Here is a 16,706-nt window from a genome sequence, read left to right as displayed (position 1 = left end):
TGGACAAAACCCCCGCAGCCTTTTTGGGCCGCGGGGGTTGCAACAATTCTTCACGCAGCCATCTGCGGCGGCACAAACAGGCTTGCTGACATCAGCACGGCACTGCGTAGCCAGCGATTGGGGCAGCGTTTTCCAGAGGTTCGTTATGAGCGACGACATTTCCAAAAATTTTCCGCCTGACCATGCACCGGGCGTCCATGCCCTGCTTGAGCCGGAACAGGAACCCAAGCACGAAACCATGGGGCAATTGCTGTTTGAAGTATTTTGCGCCGTCATCTTTCTGGGCATGATCGGTCTTGTGTTTTACAATGCCCTGCTGCGCTACATCTTTTCTTCGAGCTACCCGCCGAGCGAAGAATGGGCACGCTTTCTCTTTATGTACATCACCTTTTTCGGCGCTATTGAAGCCTTTATCTGCAAGAAGCACATTGCAGTCGACCTGCTTGTGGTAAAATTTGAAGGCACCAAGCGCAAAACAATCGACATCATGGCATCGGCATGCAGCCTTTTTGCCCTGGGCCTGCTGTTTTACGGCGGCGTGGTCAACGTGCTGCAGACGCTTGATACCTACTCAGTGGCGACCAACGTCAACATGGCCTTTATCAACGGCACCCTGCCCATCATGGCCCTTGTTGGTTTTGTTGTAGAACTGCGCTCTCTCGCGAGCCTGGTTCGCAGACCCGCATCCACCTTCCAAAAGGGCTAGGAGAGAAGAATGGAACTCTTTATTTTCCTCGGCTCCCTCTTCTTCTTCATGCTCATTGGCGTTCCTCTGGCCATTGTGCTTGTGTTGTGCTCCATTGTGCTCATGTGGCACTCGGGCATGTGGGATGCCATGATTATTCCCGGCAGCATGCTGGACGGCGCCAACAACTACCCATTGATGGCCATTCCCTTCTTTGTGTTCGCCGGTGAAATCATGGCGGAGGGCGGCCTTTCCAAACGCGTGGTGCAACTTGCCCAGCTCATAATTGGCCGGGTGCGCGGCGGCCTTGGCTACGCGGCCATTATCGCCAGTATCATCTTTGCTGGCCTGATGGGCAGCTCAGTGGGTGAAGCCGCCGCTCTTGGCGGCCTGCTGCTGCCCATGATGAAGCAGGTGGGTTACCACCCTGGCCGCGCGGGCGCTGTTATCGCCTCCGGCGCCATCCTTGGCCCCATCATCCCGCCCAGCACCAACTTTATTCTGCTTGGCGCTACGGTCAGCGGACTTTCCATCACCAAGCTGTTCATGATCGGCCTGGTGCCCGGTATCATGATTGGTCTGGCCCTCATGGTGGTGTGGTTCTTTGTGGTGCGCAAGGATGGCTATAACGAAACCATCCGCTTCACCAAGAAAGAAGCCATCAAGATTCTTATCGACTCCACGCCGGCCTTCATGATGCCTGTGCTGCTGCTTGGCGGCATTCGCTTTGGTGTTTTCACACCTACTGAAGGCGGCGCGTTTGCAGCCATTTACGCCATTTTGGTGTGCGTGCTGTATTACCGGGAGCTTTCCTTCCGCGATCTGCTGCGGGTGAGCGCCCGCGCGGCCCGCACCACCTCGGTGGTCATGCTGATCGTGGCCACGGCTACGGCTGTTGGCTGGTTCATTACCATCGCGCAGATTCCCAACCAGATGACCGCGCTCTTCTCGCCGCTTATTGACAGCCCCATATTGCTGCTCATCAGCATCAATATCTTCCTGTTCCTTATCGGCATGGTCATGGACCTCACGCCCAACATCCTGATCTTTGCGCCGGTGTTCTACCCGCTGATCCAGCAGGCAGGCATCGACCCGTACTACTTCGGCCTGCTCTTTGTGCTCAACCTGGGCATCGGCGTTATTACGCCCCCGGTGGGCACCGTGCTGTACGTTGTGTGCGGCATCGGGCACATCAAGTTTGCCGACCTCATCGTCAAACTTGTGCCTTTTGTGCTTGTGGAAGTGCTCATGCTCTTCCTGCTGCTGTTCTTCCCCAGCCTTTCTATTGTTCCCATGAACTGGCTGATGGGCGGCAACTAGACACTTAGCACAGTTTGAATGCAAAGCCCCCGCTTTTGAAAAGCGGGGGCTTTTTGCGTTCTAATGCACTAACAAAATTGTACTGAATTTAGTAAATTTGAATAAATATGCACCACCAAAGCTGATGTTATAAAAAAAATATATAACCTAGCGCACTATATTTAACTATAAAATATAATCAATTAAAATATAATTTACAAATAAATTACATAATTTTGTGTTATATTAAAAATTTTACACAAATATTATTTCTATAAATAGTAAAAATAAAAATCATTAAATTTTTTAATTAATACAAATATTAATGATATATTGTTTTAATTTTTTTTTATAAATTATATGAATAAAAAAATCAAATTTTAAAAAACTTTATGATCACAACTAACTTAATTTTGAATAAAAAAACTAAAAATCAAGCTTCATTTTTATATTCATGCATATAAAAAATATCCATATCAAAAAAAACTGTAGTATCTTGATTCTCAAATAAAATAAAACTAAAAATTATTAATTCAAATATACATATGCAATGAATAAATGGATGGATATTCATACGTGTTTAGTTCGTTTTTTGAGGTATGTCTTAAAACACTAAAATTTTAACATAACGATATGCTTTATATTTATTTTTTCAGGCCAGCCATTGAATTTATTCCCTCACCTCATGTAAAATCCCACCGCCCTGATCCATTTTTGCGTTTTGCAGAGAACTTGCCCCAAGCTGTTCTGCTCATAACCCACGACGTAACAACGCGAAAAAGCTGATTATGGGATTTTTTTTGCAATTGGCAAGTACTGTTACCCTGTAACCTTCAGACCAACGAGAACACCATGGTCGGCATTTTAAAACCAGCACCTCACATTGACGAAATCCCTGTTGAGAAGCAGTCTGCCTTGTACAAGCGCTTGCGCTGGCAAATTTTTATGGGCATTTTTATTGGTTACGCCGGATTTTACCTGATTCGCAAAAACTTTTCCCTGGCCGTGCCCTTTCTGATTGAACAAGGTTTCAGCCGTGGTGATCTGGGTGTTGCCATGTCGGCGGTGGCTATTGCCTACGGCTTTTCAAAATTCCTGATGGGCGTGGTGTCCGACCGATCCAATCCCCGCCTGTTCCTGCCTCTTGGCCTTATATTGTCAGCCGCCATTTCTCTGCTCATGGGCTTTGTACCGTGGGCGACATCCAGTGTGCCGGTCATGTTTGCGCTTCTGTTCCTGAGCGGCTGGTTTCAGGGTATGGGCTGGCCCCCTTGCGGCCGCACCATGGTCCACTGGTGGTCGCACTCTGAACGTGGCGCCGTTGTTTCCGTATGGAACTGCGCCCACAACGTGGGCGGCGGCCTCGTCAGCCCCCTCTTTTTGCTGGGCATGATGCTGTTCAGCGACTGGCGTTCGGCCTTTTATATGCCCGCCTTCGGCGCAGTGCTGATCGCCATTTTTGCCTTGGTGACCATGCGCGATACGCCGCAATCCTGCGGTTTGCCGCCTGTTGAAAAATACAAGAACGACTACCCTGAATCCTACAGCGACAAACAGGAAACCGAGCTCACCGCAAAAGAGATTTTCAAGCTCTACATCCTGCCCAACAAACTGCTGTGGTACATAGCTTTTGCCAATATTTTCGTGTACCTGCTGCGCTACGGCATCCTTGACTGGGCGCCCACCTACCTCAAGGAAGTTAAGGCATTCAGCCTTTCCAAGTCTTCCTGGGCGTACTTTCTGTACGAATTCTCCGGCATTCCAGGCACGCTGCTGTGCGGCTGGGTTTCGGACAAAATTTTCAAGGGCAACCGCGCCACCACCGGCATTGTCTTCATGATTCTGGTGACCATTGCCACCGTGATTTACTGGAAAAACCCCGCTGGCAACCCCACGGTGGACATGATCACCCTGATTGCCATTGGCTTTCTCATTTACGGGCCTGTCATGCTGATTGGCCTGTATGCGCTGGAGCTGGTACCCAAAAAGGCTGCTGGCACTGCCGCTGGCTTTACCGGCCTTTTCGGTTACCTTGGCGGCACGGTGGCAGCCAACGCCATTGTGGGCTATACGGTTGACCATTTCGGCTGGGACGGCGGATTCATGCTCATGACCGTCGCCTGCCTTCTTTCCATTGTGCTGTTCTTTATGACCGGCATGTCGCTGAGAAATTCGCAGAAGGCCGCACAGGCCTAGCGACTTTTATCAGGATAACAAAACCTCCCGGCATACCAGTGGCATGCCGGGAGGTTTTGTTTGACGCCTGCCGGGGCTTACTCTGGGCCGGCAAGTTACATCGCAGCTGAGTGCTAGACCACCACAACGGGCTTGATCAGGTCGCGCGGCTTGTCCTTCATCAAGAGCAAGGCGCTTTCAATATTCTCAAATCCCTTGAATCTGTGGGTCAGCAGGGGCGCAACGCTCAACCGCCCGTGAACCAGCAGACTTGCCAGCTTTTCCATGCGCAGCCTGCCGCCGGGCATCAGCCCCCCCGCCACGATCTTGTGGCCCATGCCGCACCCCCACTCGATGCGCGGGATTTTGATGAAATCGCCGGATCCCAGATAGTTCACGTTGCCGATGCGCCCGCCGGGCTTGAGCACACGTATGACCTCCGCAAAGGTGTCCACATCGCCCCCGGCAATGATGGCCTTGTCCACTCCCTTGCCCTTGGTGCGGTCCATTACCTGGCTGACAATGTCGCCATCGCGGTAATTGATGATGGCTGTTGCGCCGTATTCACGGGCAACCTGTGCGCACAGGGGCCGGGAGCCAACAGCTAAAATTTCGCCAGCGCCGCGCAGGGCAGCGCCCGCAACCGCCATCAGACCCACAGGGCCAATGCCCACCACCAGCACGGAATCACCGTATTGCACGTCTGCGAGTTCCGCGCCATGAAAGCCGGTGGGAACCATATCGCTCAGCATCACGGCCTCGGCAGGGTCAATGGAGGGCGGCAGCAAAGCCAGGTTGCCGTCCGCATCGTTAACGTGAAAAAGCTCGCCGAACACGCCGTCCTTGAAATTGGAAAACTTCCAGCCCGCGAGCATGCCACCAGAATGCATGGAATATCCGGCCTGCGCCTCAAGCGAATTCCAGTCTGGCGTAATTGCGGGCACGATGACCTTGTCCCCGGGTTTGAAACAACGCACCAGGGAACCGACTTCCACAACTTTGCCAACCGCCTCGTGTCCCAGAATCATGTCGTGCCGATCACCCAGCGCGCCCTCCCAAACCGTGTGGACATCTGAAGTGCAAGGAGCTACCGCCACGGGTTGAACAAGGGCATCCAGCGGGCCGCACTGGGGCTTTTCTTTTTCTATCCAGCCGATCTTGTTCAGGCCAAGCATTGCAAAACCTTTCATTTTTCTTCTCCTGTCTTTTGGGTAACTGCGACAGCCAGCACAACTGGTTGTGCATTCACCCTAGGATGTACCGAAGCAGGAGTAAAGTGATTTTTTTCACAAAATAATATCATACAAATATAGCTTATTTACTCCACAATGCAGCCTGACATTGGCCATTTTTTTAAGCCAACACCCGCGATGATGCCGTCATCTGGAGAAACCACCCAGCAAACCCAACCTTCTGCGAAAATTAACGCATGGTTATTGTCTTTAATGCTCTGTCATCTTTTTTTTGAACAATTCAACCGGCATGCATTAAAATACTGCCCGACAATAAAAAATTGTCGTTTTCTTGTAACAAAGGATTTTTATTCAAAGCATAAAGTTATATATACAACGAACGATACGCTAATTAGTATCAATGCGAAAATGCAGCAGGAAATTTTATCTACAGACTGAACCATTAGGCCGATCCAAAGGTTGGCGCAGCTGATTTGCTTCAACAGTAAATGGTATTGGAGGTATGCATGTTCAGGATGTTCACGATCTCGTATCGTATGTTCATGATCTTGATTTTTACTCTGATTATTGTTGGCGGGCTGGTGTACTCCCTGATCCACATCTCCAACTCCGCCACCGAGCTTTCCGCCCAGAAAGTGGGCGAAATGTTTTATGAAGGTCAGAAACAACGCATCCGAGATCTCTCAACCACCATGGCAAACAGCATTGGCGAGCAGATCAGCGGCATTACCGACATAACCAAGCGAAATGCCATTATTGCTAGCGCCATAAAAAAAGCCCGTTACGAAAAAGACAGCTCCGGCTACTTCTTTGTATATGACGGCGGCATTGTTGTTGCTCACGTTTTCCCTGATCTTGTGGGCAAGGATCTTGGCAATTCCGTTGACAAAAACGGCGTCCGCTTCAACGCGGAGCTTGCCAAAAAGGCGGCGGAAGGCGGCGGTTTTGTGACCTTTGTCTTCAACAAGCCCGGCGGCGGCACCCAGTCAAAAATCGCCTATGGCGCGCAGGTGCCCGGCACGAGCCTGTGGGTCGGCGCTGGCGTTTACATCGACAATGTGGAACAGGTCAAAAATGAAATCGCTGGGCAGATCAGCGATGCCATTAACGCCAATCTTAAACAAATTCTCATCGCGGTGGCCTGCTGCGTTGTGCTTTTATACATTCCGTTCATGCTGCTAATTACCCGCTCCATCCTGCTGCCCATCAAGGACGCGCGTGAAGCTGCACAGCGCATATCCAACGGCGACATGGACGTTAACATCACAGCGACTGGCAAGGACGAAATTACGGTTCTTGAACGCTGCATGTCCGAGATGACCGCCAACGTAAAAAAATCACTGGCAATCTCTGAAGAAAAAACCCGCGAGGCCGAACAGAGCGCGGCAAAGGCCCTCGAAGCCGTTGCCGAGGCCGAACGCCTGACTGAGGAAGCGCACCGCGCCCGCAGCGAAGGCATGTTGAGCGCCGCCAAGCATCTGGAACAGGTGGTGACGGCCATAACCAGTATTTCGACAGAAATTTCCGGCAATATCGCACAGGCCGAGCAAGGGGCCACCACGCAGGCCGCGCGCACCACAGAAGCCGCCACGGCGGTTGAACAGATGAACTGCACGGTCATAGAGGTTGCCAAAAACGCCTCGGCCACGGCGGATCTTTCCACCAGCATGCGCCAGCGAGCTGCGGAAGGCGCGGAAGTTGTGTTCCAGTCCGTGCAGGCCATTGGCAATGTGCAAAAGGATGCCCTTGTGCTCAAAGACGAAATGACCAAGCTTGCCGAGCATGCGGGGGCTATTTCGCAAATTATGGGCGTTATTTCCGACATTGCAGACCAGACCAATCTGCTGGCCCTCAACGCCGCCATTGAAGCGGCGCGCGCCGGAGAAGCCGGACGCGGCTTTGCCGTTGTGGCCGATGAAGTGCGCAAACTGGCGGAAAAAACCATGAGCTCCACCAGTGATGTGGGCAATGCCATAGGCGCAATCCAGAAGAGCGTGGATTCCAGCATCCGTCAGGTTGACGTGACTGCTGGCAACGTGGAAAGCGCCACCACTCTTTCGCAAAAATCCGGCGAAGCCCTGCGCGAAATCGTGGGTATGGTGGATCAGACCGTTGATCAGGTGCGCGGCATTGCCACTTCGTCAGAAGAACAGTCCGCCGCAACCGAGTCCATCACGCAGACAGTAACCCAGGTCAGCTCCATTGCGGCAGAAACCGCGGCCATCATGCACACATCGGCCCGAGCGGTTGCCGCCCTTGCCGATGAGGCCAAAAAACTCAACAACATGGTCACGGAACTGAAAAATACCAAATAATGCGGCAAGTTCAGGGCGCTTCGCCAAGGTGAAGCGCCCTGCTGCACAGCGCCATCCTTCCTCCAGAGTATGATAAACAAATACACAGCGGCAGCGTGAAAATTTCCGTAACGCCTGCTGTACAGACACATTGTCGCCCACGATTGTCCGGGGCGGGTCTATGATTTTACCGTGCAATCTGCAACTTGTTACAAAATTGGCCCAACCACCCGAGAAGGGAACAAAAATGCGCCAGATTGCACCCGTTAAAAAATTCAATATATTTAAATGCCTTATCATTCTCTTTGGAACAGATGGTGCATATACATGGCCGGTTTCATTGCCTTTAGCATTTCTGAAAGGAGAATCTGATGTCCATGAATTTTCTCTCTCTGGTCAGCCGTAAAACCCTGCCTGTTCTCATGGCATGCGGCCTGTTACTGCCCACCGCGACAGTCAAGGCGCAGGATGAGCCCCAGTACACTGCGACCATTTCCGCCGCCACCAACCCCCTGAGCACCAGGGGCGTTGTTACCAGCCCCAATTACCTGGCTTCGCAGGCCGGGCTGGACGTGCTGCGGCGCGGCGGCACGGCCGTAGACGCGGCCATTGCCACCGCCTCCACCCTTGCGGTTGTGTATCCGCAGATGTGCACCCTGGGCGGCGACAACTTCTGGCTCATTTACAATGCCAAAACCGGCGAGCTGAAGGCGCTCAACGCCAGTGGCCGCTCGGGCGAAATGGCTACCATTGACTTTTATGCCTCCAAAGGGCTGAAAAAAATCCCCTCCCGAGGCTACATTGCGGCCAACACCGTGCCCGGCGTGGTTTCCGGCTGGGATGCTGCCTATGCCTACAGCAAGCAGAGCATGGGCAGCAAAATGAAGTGGAAGGAGCTGCTCGCTTCCGCCACCGACTATGCCGCCAACGGCTTTCCCGTGAGCACCTCGCTGGCTTACTGGAGCAAGATCAACACCAATCCCAATGATTCGGAATTCCGCAACCTGCAACGCTTTGACGCCTTCCGCAAAGCTTACCTGCATGCGGACGGCAGCCCCTACACCGTGGGCCAAGTCATGCGCCTGCCCGATCTGGCCGCCACGCTGAATCAACTTGCGGACAAAGGCGCGCAGATCTTTTACAAGGGCGACATCGCCAAGCGTATTGTGGCCGACCTGCAAGCCAACGGCGGCCTGCTGACCCTCAACGACTTTGCCAACCACAAGGCCGATTGGGTTGACCCCATTTCGGTCAATTACCGGGGCTACAAGGCTGTGAACTTCCCGCCCAACACGCAGGGCATGGCCTCCCTTGAAATTCTGAACATCCTCAACAACTTCAATATCAAGGCCATGGGCGAAGGCACTGCGGATTACTACCACGCCCTGATCGAAGCCACCAAGGAAGCCTTTGTCGACCGCGACAAGTACCTCTCTGACCCTGATTTTGTAAAAATTCCGCTCGACTATCTGCTTTCTGCCAAGCATGGCAAGGATCAGGCCGCGCGCATCAACATGAGCAAGGCGGCCACAAACCTTACGCCCCTTGATCCCAAGGGCGACACCATCTGGCTTGGCGTTGTGGATGCGCAGGGCAACGCGGTTTCACTTATCCAGAGCATTTATCACGATTTTGGTTCCGGCATCGTGGCGGGCGGCACCGGCGTGCTGCTGCAAAACCGGGGCAGCTTCTTCTCCCTTGATCCCAAGCACGTGAACCATCTTGAGCCGCACAAGCGCACCTTCCACACGCTGAACCCGGCCATGCTGCTCAAGGACGGCAAGCCCTACCTTGTGTACGGCACCATGGGCGGCGAAGGCCAGCCCCAGACCCAGGCCGCCATCGTTACCCGCGTGGTGGACTTTGGCATGACCCCGCAAGAGGCCATTGCCGCTCCCCGCTGGCTTTATGGCCGCACCTGGGGCGCTTCTTCCAACGACCTCAAGCTTGAAGGCCGCATTTCCCAAAAGGTGGCGGACGAACTCAAGCGGCGCGGGCATCCTGTGCGCCTGATTGAAAACTACACCGACACCATGGGCCATGCTGGCGCGATCCTTGTGGATCAGGCCACCGGCGTGCGTCAGGGCGGTACGGATCCGCGCGGTGACGGCGCTGCCGTGGCCTACTAGACTGACGTAAAGACAAGCTTCGGACCCAGCAGCATGTGGGGCCGCAAGCTCTGACAAAAAAACACCCGCTCTGGTCTTTCGGCCACAGCGGGTGTTTTTTATTGTCGATAACGGCCAGGCTGGGCTTTATGCCCAGTCTTTATCTGCGTGGCCCAGGTCTTCAAGCACCAGGGTCGGCTGATGTTCCTCCCTGGCAAGATCGGCGCGCGTGGCTTCGCCGCTGAGCACCAGAATGGAATCAATGCCCGCATTGCGCGCAAGCTGCATGTCCGTGCTCAGGCGGTCGCCCACCATGACCATTTCTTCCTTGCGGTAGCGCGCCAGCAATGGCGCGAGCACGGCTGGGTCGGGCTTGCCAAAAATATGCTGCGGCTTTCTGCCCGTGGCCGTGGCGTACAGGCTGATGAAACTGCCCACATCCGGCAGCGGGCCTTCGGGCGAGGGGCATACCAAGTCGGGGTGCGTGGCGAGAAAGAGCACCGAACTGTCCTGCAACAGCACGGCAGAACGGGCAAGCTTGTGGTAGGTGAGCTCCGTATCGTAGGCCAGCACCACGGCATGCGCGCCTTCTTCCACCAGTTGCAGCTCAGGCATGCGCTTGAGCAGATCATGCTGAAAATCGGCATTGCCCACGGGGAAAACGCGCAAAATGCCATTGGCGCGCAAAAAATCCACCAGAGGCGTCACGGGCGAGAGCAGCAGGTCTTCGCGCGCAGCAATGCCCATACCGTTGAGCTTATCCACATAGGTGAGGGGCGATTTGGAAGTATTATTGCTCAGAAAATAAAAATCCAGACTGTTCCAGTGCCGCTGAATAAAGCCCACGGCCCCATCAATGGGGATATGACCGAGGTAGACGGTGCCGTCCATATCAAGCACAACGCAACGCTTTTTTGACCAATCCATATATGCAATCCTCAAGTTTTTTGCTTTCATTATGCGGCATTGCCCACTCTGGCAAGCGCTACCGCAACATTCTCTTGTATTCAATCTTGACGCAACTACACAAATTGATAACCATACGGTATCAACAATCATCCTGAGCATAACCGCAGCAATTATCCAACCGATCCGGCCCTTCAATCTTGTTGCGTAGATGCGCCGTTGTTTTTCGGCCCCGCAGGCGCGACATCTGACAGCGTCTGCATGCTTCAGGACGATTCCGACAATTTGCTCCACTGGAGAAACCATGCTTGAAACTACTGTTGTCGTCATCGGCGGCGGCGCAACAGGCATAGGAACCCTGCGCGATCTTTGCATGCGCGGCGTTCCTGCCATATTGCTCGAACAGGGCGGCCTGGCCCACGGCACAAGCTCGCGCTTTCATGGCCTGCTGCACAGCGGCGGCCGTTACGCTGTGGGGGATAATGAATCCGCGCGTGAATGTATTGAAGAAAACATGATCGTGCGGCGCATTGGCAGGCAGTGCGTGGAACAAACCGAAGGTTTTTTTGCGCTCACGCCCGAGGACGACCCCGCCTACGTGGATCGATGGGTTGAGGCCTGTGGCCGCGCGGGCATTGATGCCCCTGAAATTGACGTCAAGGAAGCCCTGCGGCTTGAACCCAACATGTCGCCCGAGGTCAAACGCGTTTTCCGTGTGCCTGATTCCTGCGTGGACGGCTTCCGGCTGGTGCTGCACAACGCCATGTCGGCCAGGCGCCACGGCGGGCAGATGCTCACCTACCATGAAGTGACCGGCATCTGCCAGAAGAACGGCAAGGTCTGCGGCGTCACGGCCATCAACAAAAATACGGGCGAAACCATTGAGATTGCCTGTGCTGTCGTTGTCAACGCCGCTGGCTCGTGGTCTGGCCGCATTGCGGCCCTGGCCGGACTTGATGTGGCGGTTTCGCCCGATCGCGGTACGCTTGTGGTCTTTAACCACCGCTTCACTTCGCGCGTGGTCAACCGCCTGCACCCCGGCTCGGACGGCGACATTTTTGTGCCGCACGGCTCCATCACCATTCTTGGCACCACGTCCATACCCACCGACAGGCCGGACGACACGACCCCCACCAGCGAGGAAGTGTTGCGCCTGCTCAAAATCGGTGAGCCGCTGTTTCCCGATGTGCGCAGCTACCGAATTTTGCGCGCATTTGCGGGCACACGCCCCCTCTACACGCCGGGCAATGCCGCCGGGCGCAAGGCCAGCCGCAACTTCCATGTTATGGACCACGCCGAGCAGGGCCTTGACGGCATGGTTTCCATTTTCGGCGGCAAGCTGACCACCTACCGCCTCATGGGAGAACGCACCGCAGACAAGGTTTGCGCCAAGCTTGGCGTTACCGCCCCCTGCCGCACCGCTGAAGAAGCCATTGTGCCGGATCCGGACGAGGCCACGCTTTCCCGCGCTGCCAAGTACTTTCCCGTGCAGGGCATCCAGCTTATGGCTGACCGCATGGGCGATGACCTGACCCCTGTGATTGAACGCGCGGAAAAGGCCGATTCCAACCCCCTGCTCTGCGAATGCGAAATGGTCAGCATGGCGGAAATTGAATGCGTGGCGCGCGATGCCTCCACCCATTCGCTTACGGATATCCGCCTGCGCACACGCCTGGGCATGGGCACCTGCCAGGGAACGTTCTGCTCCTTACGGGCAGTTGCCGCGCTTTCCGAACACGACATTCCCCTCGAATTTTCAGCTACCGACAACGTGCGACGCTTCCTTCAGGAGCGCTGGGGCGGTCTGCGCCCTGCCCTGTGGGGCATGCAGGCGCGTGAAATGGAACTTGGCCGCGCCGTATACGCGGGAACACTCAATCTTGATGGAGCCGCCCATGAGCAGGATTGTTGACGTACTGGTGGTCGGCTGCGGCATGGCGGGCCTTGTGGCCGCCCTTGCCGCAGCGGATCAGGGCCGCAGCGTACGGCTGCTCACCACGGGCATGGGTTCGCTGGCTATCAGCGGCGGCTCGGTGGATTTTCTTGGCTATGCGGACGGCAGATTTGCCGCCGACCCGTGGCAGGCACTGGCAATGCTGCCTGAAGACCATCCCTACAGCCTGCTTGGGGCAGAAAGCGTCCGCTCGGCCTTTCAGTTCTTTGCAAATGTGATGGAAGGCCAGCACTGGCCCATGCGCCCCGCCCTCTCGCAGGACGGCACGCCGTGCAACACCCAGCTGCCCACCATCATGGGAACCCTCAAGCCCACCTATCTGCTGCCAGCCAGCCTGCACACCGAGGCGCTCGCCAGCGCCAAAAAGGTGCTGGTGCTGAGCGTGCAGGGCCTGCGCGATTGCCGTCCCTCCCTGGTGGTCAGCCAGTTGCGGCGCTACAAAAGCTGGGCCGACAAGGAATTCACCCAGGGGCTTTTGCCCTCGCCCTTTGGCGAAACCCACCGCGCCATATCGGCGCTTGATCTGGCCCGCATGGCGGACAAGCCGCACAGCCGCCGCTGGCTGCTGGATGCACTAGCCCCGCATGCCGGAAAATACGACCTCATCCTTATCCCGCCGCTCTGCGGCAGCAAGGCCAATCCGGAAATCTGGCAGGCGGTCAATGCCGCTGCGGGCTGCCCGGTGGTGGAAATGCTGTCCATCCCTCCGGGGGTTGGCGGCCTGCGTCTGCGTGATGCCCTGTTGCAGGCCCTGCACAAGCACAACTTTGAACTGGTGGAAAACTGCACTGCGCTGCGCGCCGAAACAAGCGGCAAAACATGCACAGCGTTGGTGGTCGAGGCCTCCGGGCAGGAACGCCACCACGCCGCCCGCGCCTTTGTAACCGCCACCGGCGGCATCCTTGGCGGCGGCATGACGCTTGAACCCGGCCAGTGCTGGGATTCCGTGTTCGGCATCGACATCACCGTGCCTCAGGATGTTTCGCAGTGGTCAGAGCCGAAGATTTTTGGCAACCATCTGTTCTCGCGCATGGGTGTGCGCGTTGACCGCACCATGCGCCCTGTTGACGATGCCGCCGTAGTGCGCTGGCAAAACGTCTTTTTCGCCGGGCGCAGCCTTGGCGGATATGATTACGCAACAGAAAAAAGCGGTCACGGCGTTGCCATCGCCACGGGCTGGCAGGCGGGCCTTATGGCCGCCGCTGCCGCCGCTGCCGGGGAAAACCAATGAGCGTGCACATCAATCCAGACAAATGCATAGCCTGCACCACCTGCGTGGTGCACTGCCCCGTGGCGGATGCGACCCCCAAGTTTCTGGGGCCGCGCATGATAGGCCCTGCCTATGAGCGCTTTCGCCTGCTCGGGCTGACGGAAGACCCCTCGCTGCACTACTGCGCCAACTGCAAAAACTGCGATATCTCGTGCCCGCACGGCGTGCCGGTTTCCAGCCTCAACATGATGGCAAGAGCCGACCAGTTCAAGAAGCACTCCCCCGGCCTGCGCGACTGGGTGCTTGGTCACGGCGAGCTTATGGCCAAGTGGTTGCGGCTCATTCCGGCGGCGCTCAAGAACTTCGGCATGCTCAATCCCGTTACCCGCACGGTGCTGGATGCGCTGGGCATCGACAAACGCGCGCCCCTGCCCGCCTTTGCGCCCCAGACCTTCCGCCAGCTCATGCGCCATGTGCACCAGCCCGACCACAAGCGCAGCGTGGTTTTCTACCCCGGCTGCTACGTGGACGTGTACGACCCGCGCACCGGCCTTGATATGGTATGGGCCATGAACCGCGCGGGCTACAAGGTTATTGTGCCCGAAGAACTTGTGTGCTGCGGCCTGCCAATGGTTGCCAACGGCTTCTGGCAGCATGCCCGCTCCAATGCGGAACATAACCTGAAAGCTCTGGGCCAGTGGCGCGATGCAGGGCTACCCGTGGTGACGGGCTGCCCCAGTTGCGCCCTCATGTTCCGGGTAGATCTGCCGGAGTACTTCCCCGATGTGGCGGAAAAGTACGGCGCATGCAGCCTTGCGGACGCGCAGGAATTTCTGCTGGATGCTGTGGACAGCGGCGACCTCTCGCTGAAGGCCGATGGCAAACAGCAAACCCTGCCCGACCTCAAGCTGATCTACCACGCGCCCTGCCATCTGCGGGCACAGGGCAACGGCCTGCCGGGGCTGGAACTGCTGCGCCGCCTTGACGGCGTAACCGTGGAAAATGCTGATGCAGGCTGCTGCGGCATTTCCGGCAGCTATGGCTTTAAAAAGGAAAAATACGACATTGCCCAGACCGTGGGCTCGGAACTGTTCGCCAAGGTACGCGAAAGCGGCGCGCAGGCGGCGGTTTCCGAGTGCGGCACCTGCCGCGTGCAGATCACGCACGGTTCCGGCAAATTCAGCCTGCACCCTGTCACCATTCTGCGGCAGCGGCTCGAAGCCCGCTAGGCTTCTGATCCACGCAGCGCTTCCTGATTATAACTCGTGGCAGGCGGTTCGCCGCCTGCCACGTGAGTGTTGGCAGAGACAATACGACCGAAAATCAGAAGTAGGCTGCGGCTTCAAACGAATGATTTCCGTGTATTGCTCCCAGTGCTGGCAGTTCACCACCTGCCACATGAGGATATTCCATGCCAGATAGCCGCGCAAAAAATACCACCAGAGAATTCTGGAACAGCAGGGCCGAGTCCTTTCCCCGCTATGAAACCGGGGCCGACACCTACGAAGGCCGCATGCTCCAGCTGGCGCGTGACAACGGCGTGGATTTTCGCGGCAAAACGGTTCTGGATGTGGGCTGCGGCAGCGGCATGTACACCATCCGCCTTGCGCAGGAGGCCGCATCGGTCACTGCCGTGGATATATCTGACGAAATGCTCCGCATCCTCATGCAGGATGCAGCCGCGCAGGGCCTTGCCAACATCCGGCCCGTGCTTTCAGACTGGGAACACTTTGCCCTTGAGGAACGCTTCCAGATTGTTTTTGCTTCCATGACCCCGGCCCTGAGCGATGACGCCGCCCGCGAAAAGCTGCAGCACTACGCTCTGGAGCAGGTGGTCTTTATGGGATTTACCGAGCGCAAAACCTCGGATGTCATGGCCGGGCTGTACACGCACTACGGCATCACGCCGCCGCAGTTCGCCGATGCCCCCGACATGCGTGCATGGCTTGAGGGCCGCCGCATTCAGTACACCGCGCTGCCCGTTGACGGCCAGTGGGTTGTGCCGCACACCCGCGATAAGCTGCTGGGAGCCTGCGCCGCCAACCTGCGCGCCCGTGGCGCTGAGCCGGATATGGGGTATCTGGCCGCGCATCTTGAGGGATTTCGCAACCAGAACGGGGAGTACGTGGAACGCACGGAATATTCCCTTGAAATGCTCATCTGGCGTACATCCTGACCACGGCGCTGATCCGCGCAGATACTTCAAAAACTTCTGGCTGCGCGTAAAACTACCATCCCCACCGCCGAACCACTGCCTGCATTTCTGCCGCATATGCCACGCATAAGCCGTGCGCATGGTCTTGCCCGCTGTATCTCTTACGCGGGTTGGCGTGTTCACACTTTTCAGCTTTTGCGCCTCCATTCCTATTTTGATACAATTTTGAATCAAGCTCTCCCGGCACCGCCATACATATCTTTGCGGCATGCAGGGCTGAGCATGCTTGAAGAATAAGCCCTTTTGCCTCCCCCACTGGCAGAACCGCCGAACAGATACGTTCTTGCCTGAACCGCCACCATCCTCCCCTCACACTGCTCTCAATTTGCCGCTTTTTTTGCGATTAATCCCTGCCCCCGCCCCATTTACCAGATGGGCCGGGCTTTCTGCGTTCATGAGCAGCCATCACTGCCCTGCCTGTTTTCCACTGCCGCGTCCATCACCATAGGCCCCAAATGCAGCCCATTCTGTCTCCGCACATTCACGCATGGTGATTTCTCTGCAACACGTTCCCAATTTCAAACAAATTTGTATCGTCGGTTTACGGCCGAAATTTTTCATCAAATAAAAATCTATCATTAAAGCAGGTTACCGGCAGGACAGTTTTTTATGCACCGTGGGCCATCTTAACAATTTTGTATTGATTGTGCATGCAGATTATAAAATT

Annotated in this window: 11 protein-coding genes; 9 read left to right on the top strand and 2 right to left on the bottom strand. The window is 55.9% G+C overall.

Annotated features, from left to right (window positions below; translation table 11 throughout):
* Window positions 1-145 precede the first annotated feature (145 nt).
* The 3 genes from RDK48_RS01570 (at window position 146) to glpT (ending at window position 4,180) form a co-directional block, all read left to right on the top strand.
* The gene (locus RDK48_RS01570; protein WP_298993302.1) at window positions 146-706 is read left to right on the top strand and encodes a TRAP transporter small permease; all 561 of its coding nucleotides are present in this window, start codon (window positions 146-148) and stop codon (window positions 704-706) included.
* A 9-nt stretch (window positions 707-715) separates the two neighbouring features.
* A complete protein-coding gene (locus RDK48_RS01565) occupies window positions 716-2,005 on the top strand; it encodes a TRAP transporter large permease (RefSeq protein WP_298993299.1) in 1,290 nt (429 codons plus the stop codon).
* Between the two features lie 831 nt (window positions 2,006-2,836).
* On the top strand, window positions 2,837-4,180 hold the full coding sequence (glpT, locus tag RDK48_RS01560; RefSeq protein WP_298993296.1) for a glycerol-3-phosphate transporter: 1,344 nt from the start codon (window positions 2,837-2,839) through the stop codon (window positions 4,178-4,180).
* Window positions 4,181-4,293: 113 nt separating this feature from the next.
* Here glpT and RDK48_RS01555 read toward each other — a convergent pair whose 3' ends face one another.
* Entirely contained in the window at window positions 4,294-5,349 is a 1,056-nt protein-coding gene (locus RDK48_RS01555) for an NAD(P)-dependent alcohol dehydrogenase (protein ID WP_298993293.1), read from the bottom strand.
* Window positions 5,350-5,858: 509 nt separating this feature from the next.
* On the opposite strand from RDK48_RS01555, the gene RDK48_RS01550 reads away from it, so the two are divergent.
* Together RDK48_RS01550 and ggt are read left to right on the top strand one after the other, a co-directional pair.
* The gene (locus RDK48_RS01550) at window positions 5,859-7,667 is read left to right on the top strand and encodes a methyl-accepting chemotaxis protein (RefSeq protein WP_298993290.1); all 1,809 of its coding nucleotides are present in this window, start codon (window positions 5,859-5,861) and stop codon (window positions 7,665-7,667) included.
* 350 nt (window positions 7,668-8,017) lie between these two features.
* Entirely contained in the window at window positions 8,018-9,775 is a 1,758-nt protein-coding gene (gene ggt / locus RDK48_RS01545) for a gamma-glutamyltransferase (RefSeq protein ID WP_298993289.1), read from the top strand.
* Between the two features lie 126 nt (window positions 9,776-9,901).
* Here the strand turns inward: ggt and RDK48_RS01540 are convergent, their stop codons facing one another.
* Window positions 9,902-10,681: an HAD-IIA family hydrolase gene (locus tag RDK48_RS01540; protein ID WP_298993285.1), complete on the bottom strand. Its 780-nt coding sequence runs from the start codon at window positions 10,679-10,681 to the stop codon at window positions 9,902-9,904.
* A 283-nt stretch (window positions 10,682-10,964) separates the two neighbouring features.
* Between RDK48_RS01540 and glpA the strand changes: the two genes are divergently transcribed.
* The 4 genes from glpA to RDK48_RS01520 all read left to right on the top strand — a co-directional run bounded on the left by glpA (window position 10,965) and on the right by RDK48_RS01520 (window position 16,000).
* Entirely contained in the window at window positions 10,965-12,572 is a 1,608-nt protein-coding gene (gene glpA / locus RDK48_RS01535) for an anaerobic glycerol-3-phosphate dehydrogenase subunit GlpA (protein ID WP_298993282.1), read from the top strand.
* Complete coding sequence (glpB, locus tag RDK48_RS01530) at window positions 12,556-13,845, top strand: anaerobic glycerol-3-phosphate dehydrogenase subunit GlpB (protein WP_298993279.1); 1,290 nt, start codon at window positions 12,556-12,558, stop codon at window positions 13,843-13,845. Before glpA ends, glpB begins: the two co-directional genes overlap by 17 nt.
* Window positions 13,842-15,053 carry an anaerobic glycerol-3-phosphate dehydrogenase subunit C gene (locus RDK48_RS01525; protein ID WP_298993276.1) on the top strand — a complete coding sequence of 404 codons (1,212 nt, stop codon included), beginning with the start codon at window positions 13,842-13,844 and terminating at the stop codon, window positions 15,051-15,053. Before glpB ends, RDK48_RS01525 begins: the two co-directional genes overlap by 4 nt.
* A 182-nt stretch (window positions 15,054-15,235) precedes the next feature.
* Window positions 15,236-16,000, top strand: coding sequence for a class I SAM-dependent methyltransferase (locus RDK48_RS01520; RefSeq protein ID WP_298993273.1), 765 nt, complete (start codon window positions 15,236-15,238; stop codon window positions 15,998-16,000).
* The last annotated feature ends 706 nt before the right edge of the window (window positions 16,001-16,706 follow it).

It is taken from the genome of uncultured Desulfovibrio sp., assembly GCF_902477725.1.
In the GTDB taxonomy this organism is placed as follows: domain Bacteria; phylum Desulfobacterota; class Desulfovibrionia; order Desulfovibrionales; family Desulfovibrionaceae; genus Desulfovibrio.
Note: the sequence above shows the minus strand (reverse complement) of the source record. Positions and strands in the feature narration are given on the sequence as shown.